Source organism: Streptomyces sp. NPDC004647, from assembly GCF_040609575.1.
Classification (GTDB): domain Bacteria; phylum Actinomycetota; class Actinomycetes; order Streptomycetales; family Streptomycetaceae; genus Streptomyces.
The window spans coordinates 1-14,828 of record NZ_JBEXKU010000045.1 but is presented as its reverse complement, the minus strand read 5'-3'; the positions used below and the strand labels follow the sequence as shown (position 1 = coordinate 14,828).

The 14,828-nt window shown below is 70.4% G+C and carries 12 protein-coding genes and 1 pseudogene; 8 read left to right on the top strand and 5 right to left on the bottom strand.

Annotated features, from left to right (window positions below; genetic code table 11):
- Positions 1 to 77: 77 nt before the first annotated feature.
- From rpe to ABZW18_RS20550, 3 genes are all read left to right on the top strand, one after another.
- On the top strand, positions 78 to 764 hold the full coding sequence (gene rpe / locus ABZW18_RS20560) for a ribulose-phosphate 3-epimerase (protein WP_356189319.1): 687 nt from the start codon (positions 78 to 80) through the stop codon (positions 762 to 764).
- A gap of 180 nt (positions 765 to 944) precedes the next feature.
- Entirely contained in the window at positions 945 to 1,934 is a 990-nt protein-coding gene (locus ABZW18_RS20555) for a sugar-binding domain-containing protein (protein ID WP_356189397.1), read from the top strand.
- 197 nt (positions 1,935 to 2,131) lie between these two features.
- Positions 2,132 to 3,571: a GuaB1 family IMP dehydrogenase-related protein gene (locus ABZW18_RS20550; protein ID WP_356189317.1), complete on the top strand. Its 1,440-nt coding sequence runs from the start codon at positions 2,132 to 2,134 to the stop codon at positions 3,569 to 3,571.
- Positions 3,572 to 3,729: 158 nt separating this feature from the next.
- On the opposite strand, the gene nhaA is transcribed toward ABZW18_RS20550, so the two are convergent.
- The 5 genes from nhaA to ABZW18_RS20525 all read right to left on the bottom strand — a co-directional run bounded on the left by nhaA (position 3,730) and on the right by ABZW18_RS20525 (position 9,176).
- Positions 3,730 to 5,028, bottom strand: a complete 1,299-nt coding sequence (gene nhaA / locus ABZW18_RS20545) for a Na+/H+ antiporter NhaA (protein ID WP_356189315.1) — start codon at positions 5,026 to 5,028, stop codon at positions 3,730 to 3,732.
- Positions 5,029 to 5,273: 245 nt separating this feature from the next.
- The gene (locus ABZW18_RS20540; RefSeq protein ID WP_356189313.1) at positions 5,274 to 6,809 is read right to left on the bottom strand and encodes an alanine/glycine:cation symporter family protein; all 1,536 of its coding nucleotides are present in this window, start codon (positions 6,807 to 6,809) and stop codon (positions 5,274 to 5,276) included.
- Positions 6,810 to 7,278: 469 nt separating this feature from the next.
- Positions 7,279 to 7,410 (bottom strand): hypothetical protein, encoded by a 132-nt coding sequence (locus ABZW18_RS20535; protein WP_356189311.1) that lies wholly within the window; start codon positions 7,408 to 7,410, stop codon positions 7,279 to 7,281.
- 105 nt (positions 7,411 to 7,515) lie between these two features.
- Entirely contained in the window at positions 7,516 to 7,986 is a 471-nt protein-coding gene (tnpA, locus tag ABZW18_RS20530) for an IS200/IS605 family transposase (protein ID WP_356189395.1), read from the bottom strand.
- A gap of 188 nt (positions 7,987 to 8,174) precedes the next feature.
- The gene (locus tag ABZW18_RS20525; protein WP_356189309.1) at positions 8,175 to 9,176 is read right to left on the bottom strand and encodes a GDSL-type esterase/lipase family protein; all 1,002 of its coding nucleotides are present in this window, start codon (positions 9,174 to 9,176) and stop codon (positions 8,175 to 8,177) included.
- Positions 9,177 to 9,632: 456 nt separating this feature from the next.
- On the opposite strand from ABZW18_RS20525, the gene ABZW18_RS20520 reads away from it, so the two are divergent.
- The 5 genes and pseudogenes from ABZW18_RS20520 to ABZW18_RS20500 all read left to right on the top strand — a co-directional run bounded on the left by ABZW18_RS20520 (position 9,633) and on the right by ABZW18_RS20500 (position 14,714).
- A complete protein-coding gene (locus tag ABZW18_RS20520; RefSeq protein WP_356189307.1) occupies positions 9,633 to 11,111 on the top strand; it encodes an amino acid permease in 1,479 nt (492 codons plus the stop codon).
- A gap of 10 nt (positions 11,112 to 11,121) precedes the next feature.
- Complete coding sequence (locus tag ABZW18_RS20515) at positions 11,122 to 11,577, top strand: Lrp/AsnC family transcriptional regulator (protein ID WP_356189306.1); 456 nt, start codon at positions 11,122 to 11,124, stop codon at positions 11,575 to 11,577.
- Positions 11,578 to 11,580: 3 nt separating this feature from the next.
- Positions 11,581 to 11,811, top strand: a pseudogene (locus ABZW18_RS20510) (histidine kinase); the annotation flags it as partial.
- Between the two features lie 334 nt (positions 11,812 to 12,145).
- A complete protein-coding gene (locus ABZW18_RS20505) occupies positions 12,146 to 12,946 on the top strand; it encodes a carbon-nitrogen hydrolase family protein (protein ID WP_356189304.1) in 801 nt (266 codons plus the stop codon).
- Positions 12,947 to 13,007: 61 nt separating this feature from the next.
- Positions 13,008 to 14,714 carry an NAD(P)/FAD-dependent oxidoreductase gene (locus ABZW18_RS20500; protein WP_356189302.1) on the top strand — a complete coding sequence of 569 codons (1,707 nt, stop codon included), beginning with the start codon at positions 13,008 to 13,010 and terminating at the stop codon, positions 14,712 to 14,714.
- Positions 14,715 to 14,828 lie beyond the last annotated feature (114 nt).

The following is a 14,828-nucleotide window of genomic DNA, read 5'->3' as shown; positions in this document are numbered from 1 at the left end:
GTTCACATCGCCGGCGGACACGGAATGTACCGATTCCGTGTCCGCCAACAGCCCTCGGCCATGGCAGGCTTGGTGCCATGGCCGTATTGATCAACCCCAGTATCCTCTCCGCCGACTTTTCTCGCCTGGCGGAGGAGGCGAAGGCCGTCGAGGGCGCCGACTGGCTGCACGTCGACGTGATGGACAACCACTTCGTGCCCAATCTGACCCTCGGCGTGCCGGTCGTGGAGTCGCTGGCCCGGGCGTCGGACATCCCGCTGGACTGCCATCTGATGATCGAGGCCCCCGACCGCTGGGCGCCCGCATATGTCGAGGCCGGCGCCGGTTCCGTCACCTTCCACGCCGAGGCCGCCGCCGCGCCCGTACGGCTGGCGCGCGAGATCCGCGCCAAGGGCGCCCGCGCCTCCATGGCGCTCAAGCCCGCCACCCCGATCGAGCCGTACGAGGATCTGCTGCCCGAGCTGGACATGCTGCTGATCATGACCGTCGAACCGGGCTTCGGCGGGCAGGCCTTTCTCGACATCATGCTGCCGAAGATCCGGCGCACCCGGGAGCTGATCGCCAAGCACGGCCTGGAGCTGTGGCTGCAGGTGGACGGGGGTGTCTCGGCCGACACCATCGAGCGCTGCGCCGAGGCGGGCGCGGATGTGTTCGTCGCCGGATCGGCCGTCTACGGCACCGACGACCCCGCCGCCGCCGTACGTTCGCTGCGCGCCCAGGCCGAGGAGAGCACCGCCGCTGCCGGGTGGCCGTGCGGCCACTGAGCGTCAGCTCGGTGAACGCGGGGAGCAAGAGCCGTTCGACCTCCGCTGCTTCTGACAGGATGAGCAGGGGGACTCGCCCGGCTGTCGCTGGGCGGACCCCGGCCCAGCGACAGCCGGGTGCGGGTCGAGAAGTTGAGAGCTAAGGAGATCGCGGTGTCGACGGGCCGGTCAGCCATGCGGATGGGACCCGCTGAGCTGGTGCAAGCGGCGGCCATGGCCCGCCGCTTCTACCTCGAGGGAAAATCCAAGATCCAGATCGCCGAGGAATTCGGCGTCAGCCGCTTCAAGGTCGCGCGGGTGCTGGAGACCGCGCTCGAACGCGACCTCGTACGTATCGAGATCCGGGTGCCCGCCGAGCTGGACGCGGAGCGCTCCGACGCGCTCCGCGGCCGCTACGGCCTGCGGCACGCGGTCGTCGTGGAGTCCCCGGCGGAGGCCGAGGACGACGCTCCTGACCCGGAGAACCTGGGTGAGGTCGCCGCCGATCTGCTCGGCGAGCTCATCACCGAGGGCGAGGTCCTGGGCCTGGCGTGGGGCCGCTCCACCATCCATATGGCGGCCGCCCTGGACCGGCTGCCGCCGTGCACGGTCGTGCAGCTCACCGGTGTGTACGACGCGGGCACCGCCGAGCGCGGCTCGGTCGAGGCCGTCCGCCGTGCCGCCGCCGTCTCCGGCGGCGAGGCCCACCCCATCTACGCCCCGATGCTGCTGCCGGACTCGGCCACGGCCGCCGCGCTCCGCGGACAGACCGGCATCGCCCGCGCCTTCGAGTACTTCGACAAGGTCACCGTCGCCTGCGTCTCCATCGGCTCCTGGGAGGCGGGCATCTCCACCGTCTACGACATGCTCAGCGAGGAAGAGCGGGCCCACTACGCCTCGCTCGGCGCCGCCGCCGAGATGTCCGCCCATCTCTTCGACGCCGACGGCCGCCGCATCGGCCGCGACCTGGGAGAGCGCTGCATCACCGTCGAGGCCGACCGGCTGCGCCGTATCCCGGAGGTCGTGGCCATCGCGGGCGGGCAGCGCAAGGCCGCCGCCATCGGCGCCGTACTGCGCTCCGGGCTGGTCACCAGCCTGGTCACGGACACCGCGGCCGCCGACCATCTGCTGCACGAGACGGGACCGGGGCCGCGGCCGGCGCTGGACCGGGCCGATCCCGACGGAGTCTGACGCCCCGGTTCGTACGCCCCGGTTCGTACGATCCGGTTCGTACGATCCGGTTCGTACGATCCGCCCAGCGCTCGTCCGCTCTCCTGGATGATCGTCCCGGGCCGGGATCCGCTGCGGTCATGGGACAATGAGGTACGTGCGTTTCCTCGGACTTCTCCGGCCGAGGGCCAACTCCGATTGACTGGGATGTTCAGCACGTGCGTTTCCTCAACGACCTGAAACCGCCGTACGACCTGACGTACGACGACGTATTCATGGTGCCCAGCCGCTCCGCGGTGGGCTCCCGCCAGGGCGTGGACCTGTCCGCGCCGGACGGGACCGGCACCACCATCCCGCTCGTGGTCGCCAACATGACCGCGATCGCGGGCCGCCGGATGGCCGAGACAGTCGCCCGCCGCGGCGGTCTCACCGTCATCCCGCAGGACATTCCGCTGGACGTCGTCACCGAGGTCATCGGCTGGGTCAAGCAGCGGCATCTCGTCCTCGACACCCCCATCGTGCTCGCTCCGCACGCGACCGTCGCCGACGCCCTGTCCCTGCTGCCCAAGCGGGCACACGGCGCGGGTGTCGTCGTCGCGGACGGCCGGCCGGTCGGCGTCGTCACGGAGTCGGACCTGACCGGGGTCGACCGCTTCACCCAGCTGTCCGAGGTGATGTCCCGGGAGCTGCTGCTCCTCGACGCGGACATCGACCCCCGCGAGGCCTTCAACCGCCTGGACGCCGCGCACCGCAAGCTCGCGCCCGCGGTGGACCAGGACGGCATGCTCGTCGGCATCCTCACCCGCAAGGGCGCGCTGCGCGCCACCCTCTACACGCCGGCGACCGACGACCGCGGCAGGCTGCGGATCGCCGCCGCCGTCGGGGTCAACGGCGATGTCCCGGGCCGGGCCAAGGGGCTGCTGGCGGCAGGCGTGGACACGCTCGTCGTGGACACCGCGCACGGTCACCAGGAGTCGATGATCAGCGCCGTCAGGGCGGTGCGCGGCCTCGACCCGCAGGTCCCGGTCGTGGCGGGCAACGTCGTCGCCGCCGAGGGCGTACGGGATCTCATCGAGGCGGGCGCCGACATCGTCAAGGTCGGTGTGGGGCCGGGCGCCATGTGCACCACGCGGATGATGACCGGTGTCGGCCGGCCGCAGTTCTCCGCGGTGCTCGAATGCGCCGCCGAGGCACGGAAGTTCGGCAAGCACGTATGGGCCGACGGCGGAGTCCGCCACCCGCGCGACGTGGCGATGGCGCTGGCCGCCGGCGCGTCCAACGTCATGGTCGGCTCCTGGTTCGCCGGTACGTACGAGTCCCCGGGCGATCTCCAGCACGCCGCCGACGGGCGGCCGTACAAGGAGAGCTACGGCATGGCCTCCGCGCGTGCCGTGCAGAGCCGGACCAGCGAGGAGTCGGCCTACGACCGGGCGCGCAAGGGACTGTTCGAGGAGGGCATATCCACCTCGCGGATGTTCCTGGACCCGGCCAGGCCCGGTGTCGAGGATCTGATCGACTCGATCATCGCGGGCGTCCGCAGCTCCTGCACGTACGCGGGTGCGGGGTCCCTGGAGGAGTTCCACGAGCGGGCCGTCATCGGCGTGCAGAGCGCCGCGGGCTATGCCGAGGGCCAGCCGCTGCACGCCAGCTGGAACTGACCCGCTTCCGCTCGCGTCCTCACCGCTCCGGCCCCCGGTCCACCGACCGGGGGCCGGAGCGGTGAGCCGGAGCGTTAAGAGCGGCGATGATCACCACGGTCATCACGGAGGGGTCCACGGCACTCCCCTTTCACATCAGCGTTCGGCTGCTGTGCCTCTCACTGAGTGGTGGTGTCGGTGCGTTGGTAGATGTCCGGGATGCCGTCGGCGTCCTCGTCGCGGGTCTCCTCCTCGTACAGGCGGCGGTAGACGCCGTTGCGGCGCTTGATCAGGAGGGCGGCGAGGGAGGCGGCGATGAGGGAACCGATGAGGACGGCGGCCTTGATGTGCTCGGCGTCGGTCGGGTCGGGGAAGGCCAGCTCGCCGATCAACAGGGCGACGGTGAAACCGATCCCGGCCAGCATCGCCAGGGCCAAGACATCGGCCCAGGCGAGGTCGGGGTTGAGCCGGGCCCGGGTGAAGCGGACCGCCAGATAGGTGCCGGCGAAGATGCCCAGGGTCTTGCCCACCACCAGTCCCAGCACCACCCCCAGCGGCTCGGGCCGGGTGAAGACCTCGCCCAGCGTCGGCGCGGAAATCCCCACTCCGGCGGCGAACAGCGCGAACAGCGGCACCGCCACGCCCGCCGAGACCGGGTGCAGCAGATGGGAGGTGCGCTCGGCGGGCGAGGCGGACTCCCCCTTGTCGCGGGTGGTGCGCAGGAGCAGGCCCATGGCCACCCCGGCGACGGTGGCGTGAACGCCAGCGTTGTACATCAGCGCCCAGATGGTGACGCCGAGCGGGACGTACCACCACCAGCCCGTCACCCGGTAGCGCTGCAGCAGATGGAAGACCACCAGCCCGGCGAACGCCCCGCCCATGGCCAGGAAGTTCAGATCGCTGGTGAAGAAGACGGCGATGATCAGGATCGCGCCGAGGTCGTCGACGACGGCGAGGGTGAGCAGGAAGGCGCGCAACGCGGCGGGCAGATGGGTGCTCAGCACGGCCAGCACCGCCAGCGCGAAGGCGATGTCCGTGGCCATCGGCACCGCCCAGCCCTCCAGGCTGCCCCCGCCGGCCGAGGCGGTGGCGGCGTAGAGCGCGGCGGGGACCACCATGCCGCACAGCGCGGCGACCATCGGCAGGGCCGCCGTGGCCGGGGTGCGCAGTTCACCGACGACCATTTCGCGTTTCAGCTCCACGCCCGCGATCAGGAAGAACACGGCGAGGAGCCCGTCGGCGGTCCAGTGCTCGACCGAGAGGTCCAGCCCGAGTGCCGGTATCCCGAAGTGAAAGTCGCGGATCTGCTCGTACGCCCCGCTGAACGGCGTGTTCGCCCACACCAGCGCCACCACTGCCGCCGCCAGCAGCACCAGCCCGCCGACCGTCTCGGTCCGCAGCGCCTGGGTGACGGCGGTGCGCTCGGGCAGCGGCAGAAGGCCGAGGAAGGTGGAACGCTCGCGGGGCGCGGTTGCCATCAGGGACCCTCCGGGGCATCGACACAGGGCATACAGCCCCAAGGACGCCGACCAGACTTCCCGGCACACCGCGCGCCTCATCCCGCCACATGGGGGGACTTCGACGCGTTCCCCGCACCCTAACGGACTGCCCCGGATCCCACCAGCGCCCATTTTCACCAGGTGACACGCGAGACGAGCGGGTCCGTACACACCAAGGCGCAAGGTGTGTACGGACCCGCTCAGGAGCCGGGCCACGGGGGCGGTCAGACGGTGGTCTTCACCGGCTCCTGGTCTTCGTCGGCCTCGTCCGTCTCGCCGGCGTTGCGGGCGCGGACGAACTCCAGGAAGGAGTTCAGTTCGCGCTTGACGACCGGGGCGAGGAGGTACAGGCCGATGATGTTGATGACCGCGAGCATGAAGAGCACGGCGTCGGCCATGTCGATCAGGGTCTGCAGGCTGAGCAGGGAGCCGGCGATCGCGAACAGGGTGTAGACGACCTTGTAGGTGAGCTCGCTGGCCTTGCTGCGGCCGAAGAGGTGGCTCCAGGCCTTGAGCCCGTAGTAGCCCCAGGTGAGCACGGTGGAGATGGCGAAGAGCATCACCGCGATGGTGAGGATGTACGGGAACCAGGGCAGCACCGTGGCGAAGGCGTCGGAGGTGATGGTGACGCCTTCGATGGACTCGCCGGTGCGGGCCTCGGCCCAGCTGGCGGGGTTGGCGATGACGATGGTCAGTGCGGTCATCGTGCAGATGACGACGGTGTCGATGAACGGCTCCAGCAGCGCGACCAGGCCCTCGCTGGCGGGGTGCTTGGTCTTCACCGCGGAGTGCGCGATCGGCGCGGAGCCGAGGCCGGCCTCGTTGGAGAACGCGGCCCGCATGAAGCCGATGATCAGCGCGCCGAGCACACCGCCCGCGACCCCCTGGGGGTTGAAGGCGCCCTCGATGATCGTGCCGATCGCGGCGGGCACGGCGGTGACGTGGACCAGGATGACGACCAGGCAGGCCGCGATGTAGATGCCGGCCATGGCTGGGACGAGCTTGCTGGTGACGTTGGCGATGGAGCGGATGCCGCCGAGGAGCACGATGCCGACGAGCGCGGCGATGAGGATGCCGAAGAACAGGGCGCCGGCGGAGGAGCCCATCAGGCCGTTCTCGCCGCCGGTGACGGAGACGAGCTGGGCGTAGGACTGGTTGACCTGGAACAGGTTGCCGCCGAACAGGCCGAAGAAGAGCACCATGAACGAGGCGAGGACCGCGAGGACCTTGCCCAGGGTCTTCCCGTTCTTCCCGAAGCGGTCGGCCAGGCCCTTGGGCAGGTAGTGCATCGGGCCGCCGGAGACCGTGCCGTCGGCGTGCACCTCGCGGTACTTCACACCGAGTGTGACCTCGACGAACTTGGTGGCCATGCCGAGCAGGCCGCACAGGATCATCCAGAAGGTGGCGCCGGGGCCACCGATGGAGACGGCGACGGCCACACCGGCGATGTTGCCCAGGCCGACCGTGCCGGAGACGGCCGCGGTCAGCGCCTGGAAGTGGTTGACCTCGCCGGCCGACCCCTTCTCGTCGTACTTCCCCCGCACCACGTCAACGGCGAGTCGGAACTTGCGGACCTGTACGAACCCGAACCAGCCGGTGAAGACCAGACCGGCGACCACGAGCCAGGCCACGATGAGCGGAAGATCCGTGCCCCCGACGGGGACGGAGTAGAAGACGACTTCTTTGAGCCAGGTGGCTATGGGCTCGAAGAATCCGCTGACGGCTTCGTCGACGGACTTGGTGATGGAGTCGAGCGACACTGTGGTTACCTCGATGGCGCAGGGGCCGGCGCGCGGGTGGCTGCGCCGGTTGATGTGCGGTCTTGGAGCGATCGCCGTTGTCCGATCGGAGACGCTTGGCGGCGTGTCCGCGGACTCGGAACGTGATCACCCTGGTCGTGCTGCCGGTGCGTGCCGACAACTCCGCACGGCGGCGAGGCTGGTGCCACCTGCGGAGTTGGGCCGTTCTACCACGGTCTTTGCGATGTCTTTAGTGACCCAACTCACATAACGATGAGTAATATGCGAAAGCCCCAGCGAGCGATACCAGACCGTTATCCGGACTCGGTGATCCGTTCATCGGACATCTATGCCGGAACGGCTGAGGTGGCGAGGCACTCCGGATGCTCGGCGGCAGGGTGCGGTCGCGGCGTCGGGGATCAGGACCCGTTGGCGGGCTCGGTATGCTGCAGCCGGGCATGGAGGGTGGCCGCGAAATCCTCGGCGCGGGTCAGCTGTACGCGCAGGTCCTCGATCTCCTTCGGCGGCCCCGCCCGATGCGCTCCATAAGGGTTTCGTGCTCGTCGGCTGCCAGCTGATCGCCGGAATCGAGGCGGTCGGTGACGGCAAGCAGTTCGCGCATCCCGTCCAGGCGAGCGGATTCATCCGGCGGACGACCATGCGGCGGCCCGACGTCACACACCCCTTCCGCCCGCATCCCGACATGTCCTCGCCCCTGGCGGCGGACTTACCGATGATCTTGCGTGCAAGGCTCGGCCTTCAGGCCGGGGATGAAAGGCATCTCGGGATTGCTCTGACCCGCAGGCTGGAGCGGACGTTGTTGCTGCTCGATGTACTGGCGGATGATCGCGAGTGGTGCGCCTCCGCACGAAGCGGAAAAGTAGGACGGCGACCACAGGTGTTCGTGCGTGATGGCGCGGTTCATGACCCCGGTGTACTCCCGTCGCAGGTACCGGGCGGAGACGCCCTTGAGACTGTTGACCAGCTTGGAGACGGCGACCTTGGGCGGGTAGTGCACCAGGAGATGCACGTGGTCGCGTTCTGCGTTGAACTCCTTCAGCTCGGCCTCGAAGTCCTGGCACACCTTCCACATGATCTCTTCGCAGCGCGTCAACATCTCGTCGTTGAACACTCCACGCCGGTATTTGGTCACAAAGACCAAATGAACGTGCAGCCTGGCCGCCGGACGGGCGGACAGGCTGAACGCCTGCTGAGCGTGGGTAAGACCGGGAACCGTCCCGGCACAGCGCGATGAAACAGGAAGCCACCCAGACGGTCAGACGACCGTGGCAGGAATCCCCGGACCTTAGGCCGGGGAGCACGTCAAGCCGGAGCCGTATAGCCGGGCTCCGGGCTCGGGCCGGGGAGCGGAGGCGTGAGGGCTTCTCAGCAGCGGGCGGCGAAGCCCGCCTCGCACAGGGCGGCGGAGACGGCGGCGCCCAGCGCCGCCTGGCCCTTGTCGTCGGGGTGGACGCCGTCGGCCAGATGCCCGGGGCGCAGCAGGTGCGCGCCGGGCAGCAGCGCCAGCCTGTCGTCCCCGGCCGCGGTGCGCTCCTCGACCGCCGTCTCCAGGGCGGTGCGCAGGTCGGAGAGGGTGGCGCCGAGCCGGTTCGGCGTGTCGTCGGCGCCAGGGCGGACGACGGGGGAGACCACGAGGAGCGGAGTCCTCGGGCGGGCCTGGCGGACCAGCTCGAGGAAGAGCCGCGTCGTCTCGTGCAGCAGCCGAGCCGTGTGCGGGACCCGGTCCCAGCAGTTGGTGCCGAAGGCGAGCGTCAGGAGATCGCAGGGGAGCGAGGCCAGCTGCTCGGCGGAGGCGAGTTCGCCGAGTGCCGAGCCCGCGTAGCCGAGATTGACGTGGTCCAGGCCGAGCGACCGGCCGGCCACCGCGGGCCAGGCCAGCGCCGGGCGGCTGCTGAACCAGCCCTCGGTGATCGAGTCGCCGTACACGGCCCAGCGCGGACGTGGCGGCGCGGGCGACACCACTCCGCCCACCGCGCGGATGCCCAGCACCCGGGGGGAGAGGGATTCGGGGAGGTGGAGGGTGAACGGCCCCTGCCCGGTGGGGAGCGGGACCGGCACGCAGTCCTCGGCGCAGCTGCGGGCCGGGACCTCGGCGAGCGGCTCGTCGTCGCGCCACAGTTCGAAGATCGGGTTCAGCTCGCGCAGCACCTCCGCCGGGCCTGGCTCACCCGCCTCGTAGCGCACCTCCAGCGCGGACGCGCCGTCCGCCGTGAACTCCAGCCGTACGCCCACCGGGATACGTGCCCGCTGCCAGGTGTCCTGCGGCAGCCGCAGCCGGTCCTCCGGGTCGGCCCGCACCATCCGGCCCTCGTATCTCCAGGCCACTCCGCGCAGAAAGGGCTCCGGGTCCAGCCAGCCGCTGCTCATCGACCACCGCCGTTCTTCGGGTACGGGAACCCCATACCCCTACCCTGCGGCAGCCCGTCGGCACGTGCGACGCGCCCCTCCCCGGACCATTCTCACGTGCGGGGATGCCCGGTGAGAGCCGCCATGGCCCGTGATCGGACGGGCAGCGGGCGAGGCGGCGTGGAGGCCGGCGGGGCCGCCGGTCGACGCACACGCTGCGGTGTGATTTCGCGATGCATACGGTGACCTGCAACGATTGCGCATGCGTGCGATCCGGGCGCAACGATGATGCGCGCAGACGCAAGGTTCGTGCATTACGGGGCCGTGTGCCCACCTCGTAGGGTCGTGCGCTGTACGTGGAGTGGCGGAGACCGCCTGCTCGGCGGTCCCCCTCAGCTCGGGCTCCTCTGCCATGCCCGGCGCGGGTCCGCCGCTGGTCGCCGCCGCTGAGAAGGCAGCGATGAAGGAGCCACCCCAGTGTTGGACCACGGCGCAGCCCCACCGGCCGCAGACAGCGAGCAACGGTCACCGCAGCGGCCCGCGGGTGGCTTCGGCACCCGTCTCATGCGGCGCAAGCCCGTCGAACGCCTCGTGGCCGAGGGCGGCCAGGGAGAGGGCGGCACTCTGCGGCGCTCACTCGGCATGTGGCAGCTGACGATGATCAGCATCGGCGCGACGCTGGGCACCGGCATCTTCGTGGTGCTCGGCGAGGCCGTGCCCAAGGCGGGCCCCGCCGTCACGGTCTCCTTCATCATCGCCGGTCTCACGGCACTGTTCTCGGCGCTCTCCTACGCGGAGCTCGCCGGCACCATCCCGGTCTCCGGCTCCTCGTACTCCTACGCCTACGCGACCATGGGCGAGCTCATCGCCTGGATCTGCGGCTGGTGTCTGATCCTCGAGTACGGGGTCTCGGTCGCGGCAGTCGCCGTCGGCTGGGGCGAGTATCTCAACGAGCTCCTCGACGGCACGATCGGCGTGACCATACCCACGGCGCTGGCCGCACCCCCCGGCGACGGCGGCATCTTCAACCTGCCAGCGCTGCTCGTGGTGCTGCTCTCGATGGCCTTCCTGCTCGGCGGTGCCCGCGAGAGCGCCCGCGCCAACACGATCATGGTCGCCGTGAAGATCGGCGCGCTGCTGCTCTTCTGCGCCGTCGCCTTCACCGGCATCCGCGCCGGGAACTACGCGCCCTTCATGCCGCTCGGCATGGCCGGCGTCAGCGCCGCGGGAGCGACCCTGTTCTTCTCGTACATCGGCTTCGACGCCGCCTCCACCGCCGGTGAGGAGGCCAAGAACCCGAAGCGGGACCTGCCGCGCGCGATCATGCTGTCGCTGCTGATCGTCACCGCGCTGTACGTCCTCGTCGCGGCGGTCGCCGTCGGCGCCATGCCCTGGAAGGGCTTCCAGGACTCCGAGGCCGCACTCGCCGGGATCATGGAGAACGTCACCGGGCAGAGCTTCTGGGCCGTGCTGCTCGCCGCGGGCGCCGTCATCGCCATCGCCAGCGTCGTGCTGACCGTGCTCTACGGCCAGACCCGCATCCTCTTCGCGATGTCCCGCGACGGACTGGTGCCCAAGGTCTTCTCCAAGGTCGACCGGCGCACCGGCACCCCGCGCGCCAACACCGTGATCGTCTCGCTCTTCTGCGGCGTCCTGGCCGCCGCCGTCCCGCTCGGCCGGCTCGCCGACGCCACGAGCATCGGCACCCTCTTCGCGTTCGCCCTGGTGAACATCGCGGTGATCGTGCTGCGCCGCAGCCGCCCCGAGATGCCCCGCAGCTTCCGGGTGCCGCTGTCCCCGCTGTTGCCCGTCATCGGCTTCGCGCTCTGCCTCTGGATGATGAGCAGCCTGGACTGGATCACCTGGATCGTCTTCGGAGTCTGGATGGCCGTGGGGCTTGTGGTCTACTTCGGATACGGCATGCGCCGCTCCCGGCTGGCCTCGGCAGAGAAGTGATCCACCCGCAGTGCGACTGAACGATCTCGACGAACGCATCGTCCACGCCCTGGCCGAGGACGCCCGGCGCAGCTACGCCGACATCGGATCCGAAGTCGGCCTCTCCGCCCCCGCCGTGAAGCGGCGGGTGGACCGACTGCGCGCGCAGGGCGCCATCACCGGCTTCACCGTACGGGTCGACCCGGCGGCGCTGGGCTGGGAGACCGAGGGCTACATCGAGCTCTACTGTCGCCGGAACACCTCACCCGAGGCGATCCACCGCGGCCTGTCGCGCTACCCGGAGGTGGCGTCCGCCTCGACCGTGACCGGCGACGCGGACGCCATCGTCCAGGTCTTCGCCTTGGACATGCGGCACTTCGAACGGGTTCTGGAGCGCATCGCGGGAGAGCCGTACGTGGAGCGTACGAAGTCGGTGCTCGTGCTCTCCCCGCTGCTGCGGCGCTACAGCTCCGGCTCGCCCGCCTGAGAGATGGAGCGGCTGAGCGCGGGGGAGCGGGTCGACGCGGCCGCGGCGGCCCCGCCGCTGTCCTACGGCGGCGCAGCGGCCCGCCAGGACGAGATCGGGCAGGTCGGCCGGGCGCTGAACACGGCGCGCCGGGCGGCCGTCGAAGCGGCGGTCAAGCAGGCGAGACTGCGCCATGGCGTCTTCGCCGTGCCGTTCAACATCGCCCGCCGCAACCAGGCGCTCGTACACCGCCAGAGAGCGGGCCCATGGTGCACCCCTACACCGTGACCCATGGCCGCACCTGCCCCGCCACGGACCGGTCGGACGACGGCGAGCGGGAGGGCGGCGTCGGCGGCCGGCTCGGCGAGGGGGCGGGGGCGGGGGCGGCGGCGGATGGCCGGGTCCCGAGCTGCCGCGCGAGGTCGTCGCCCGGCTGGGCGAACTGTGGACAACGATTCGCCGCACTGCGCCGACATCGCGCAATGGATCGTGCGGGGGCGGCAATGGACACGCCTTGTCCCGCCGCGAACGCGGACCGTACCGTCGTCTGGTCACCCCGAAAAGCCGCACGCACCAGCGAAGAGGTTCCATGGCGCCGCTGCGCACCGCGCTGTACCAAGGCCCCGGCGGCGTCCCCCGCACCAGTGAGGACAGCCTCGCCGCGCTCGCCCGCACCGCCCGCCGGGCCGCCGACGCGGGCGCCCGTCTGCTGCTCGCCTCCGAGCTGTATCTGACCGGGTACGCCGTCGGCGACGCCCTGCCCGGGCTGGCCGAGACCGCCGACGGACCCGGTGCGGGGCGCGTGGCCGGGATCGCCGCCGAGAACGGCCTCGCGATCGCCTACGGCTACCCCGAGCGCGCGGGCCGCACCCTGTACAACTCGGTCCAGCTGATCGGCCCCGACGGCTCCCGGCTCGCCAACTACCGCAAGACCCATCTCTTCGGCGACTTCGAGACCGACCATTTCACCCCGGGGGACCGGGCCGTCGTCCAGGCGGACCTCGACGGGGTCCGGGTCGGCCTGCTGATCTGCTACGACGTGGAGTTCCCGGAGAACGTACGGGCCCACGCCCTCGCCGGAACCGAGCTGCTGCTCGTGCCCACCGCGCTGATGCGCCCGTACGAGATCGTCGCGCAGACCGTCCTGCCGGCCCGCGCCTGGGAGAGCCAGCTCTACATCGCGTACGCCAACCGGTGCGGCCGCGAGGGGGACTTCCACTTCACCGGGCTGAGCTGTCTCGCCGCACCCGACGGGACGGTGCGCGCCCGCGCCGGCGTCGCCGACGACCTGGTCGTGGCCGATATGGACCCGGACCTTCTCAAGGCCTCCCGCGCCGAGAACAGCTACCTCGGCGACCGCCGTCCCGAGCTGTACACCTCGCTCCTGTGACCCGGCTCGCGCGCCCCTGCCCCGATCCCCCGCCAGCAGTTCCCGTAGGAGAGTTCCGCCGATGACGTCCACGGTGCCCACCGCCGTCCACGACGAGCAGCACGCCCAGGCGCAAGCCCAGCCGCCCATCACGATGTTCGGCCCGGACTTCCCGTACGCCTACGACGACTACCTGGCCCATCCCGCCGGGCTCGGAGCGGTACCCGCGACCGAGCACGGCACCGAGGTCGCGGTCATCGGCGGCGGCCTGTCCGGCATCGTCGCCGCGTACGAACTGATGAAGATGGGCCTCAAGCCCGTCGTCTACGAGGCCGACGCGATCGGCGGCCGGCTGCGAACGGTCGGCTTCGAGGGGTGCGATGCGGACCTCACGGCCGAGATGGGCGCGATGCGCTTCCCGCCGTCCTCCACCGCCTTCCAGCACTACATCGACCTGGTCGGCCTGGAGACCAAGCCCTTCCCGAACCCGCTGGCCCCGGACACCCCGTCCACCGTCGTCGACCTCAAGGGCGAGTCCCACTACGCCACCTCGGTCGAGGACCTGCCCGAGGTCTACCACCAGGTCATGCACGCCTGGAACGCCTGCCTCGAGGACGGCGCCGACTTCTCCGACATGCAGCTGGCCATGCGCGAGCGCGATATCCCCCGGATCCGCGAGATCTGGGCGCAGCTGGTGGAGAAGCTGGACAACCAGACCTTCTACGGCTTCCTCTGCGACTCCCCGGCCTTCAAGTCCTTCCGTCACCGGGAGATCTTCGGCCAGGTCGGCTTCGGCACCGGCGGCTGGGACACCGACTTCCCCAACTCCATCCTGGAGATCCTGCGGGTCGTCTACACCGGCGCGGACGACGACCACCGCGGCATCGTCGGCGGCAGCCAGCAGCTTCCGCTGCGGCTGTGGCGTCGTGAGCCGGAGAAGATCGTCCACTGGCCGTACGGCACCTCTCTGGAGTCGCTGCACGGCGGCGAGCCGCGCCCGGCCGTGACCCGGCTGCGCCGCACCGCGGGCAACCGGATCACCGTCACCGACGCCGCCGGTGACATCCGTACGTACCAGGCGGCGATCTTCACCGCGCAGAGCTGGATGCTGCTCTCCAAGATCGACTGCGACGACGCGCTGTTCCCCATCGACCACTGGACGGCGATGGAGCGCACGCACTACATGGAGTCCTCCAAGCTCTTCGTGCCCGTCGACCGGCCGTTCTGGCTGGACAAGGACGAAAAGACGGGCCGGGACGTGATGAGCATGACGCTCACCGACCGGATGACCCGTGGCACCTACCTGCTGGACAACGGGCCCGACAAGCCCGCCGTCATCTGCCTCTCGTACACCTGGTGCGACGACAGCCTCAAGTGGCTGCCGCTGGACGCGAACGAGCGGATGGAGGTCATGCTGAAGTCGCTGTCGGAGATCTACCCGAAGGTCGACATCCGCGGGCACATCATCGGCAACCCCGTCACGGTCTCCTGGGAGAACGAGCCCTACTTCATGGGCGCCTTCAAGGCGAACCTGCCGGGCCACTACCGCTACCAGCGGCGCCTGTTCACCCACTTCATGCAGGACCGGTTGCCCCAGGACAAGCGGGGCATCTTCCTCGCGGGTGATGACATCTCCTGGACCGCGGGCTGGGCCGAGGGCGCCGTACAGACCGCGCTGAACGCGGTCTGGGGCGTGATGCACCACTTCGGCGGAGCGAGCGACGCCGCCAACCCGGGACCGGGCGATGTGTACGACGACATCGCGCCGGTGGAGTTGCCGGAGGACTGACACAGGGCCGCCGCCCCCGCATACCCGGGCCGCCGCCGCGCCCCCGAGCGCGCGGGGGCCCCCCCCCCCCGGCCCGGGACGGGGGGGAAACCCCCCCCCAACCAGAGGTAAAAG

Excerpts from the sequence above, each read along its gene's own strand:
- rpe (WP_356189319.1), top strand. The coding sequence starts at position 78 with ATGGCCGTATTGATCAACCCCAGTATCCTCTCCGCCGACTTTTCTCGC.
- ABZW18_RS20535 (WP_356189311.1), bottom strand. The coding sequence starts at position 7,410 with ATGCGCGAACTGCTTGCCGTCACCGACCGCCTCGATTCCGGCGATCAG.
- nhaA (WP_356189315.1), bottom strand. The coding sequence starts at position 5,028 with ATGGCAACCGCGCCCCGCGAGCGTTCCACCTTCCTCGGCCTTCTGCCG.
- ABZW18_RS20525 (WP_356189309.1), bottom strand. The coding sequence starts at position 9,176 with ATGAGCAGCGGCTGGCTGGACCCGGAGCCCTTTCTGCGCGGAGTGGCC.
- ABZW18_RS20505 (WP_356189304.1), top strand. The coding sequence starts at position 12,146 with ATGGCGCCGCTGCGCACCGCGCTGTACCAAGGCCCCGGCGGCGTCCCC.
- ABZW18_RS20555 (WP_356189397.1), top strand. The coding sequence starts at position 945 with ATGGGACCCGCTGAGCTGGTGCAAGCGGCGGCCATGGCCCGCCGCTTC.
- ABZW18_RS20500 (WP_356189302.1), top strand. The coding sequence starts at position 13,008 with ATGACGTCCACGGTGCCCACCGCCGTCCACGACGAGCAGCACGCCCAG.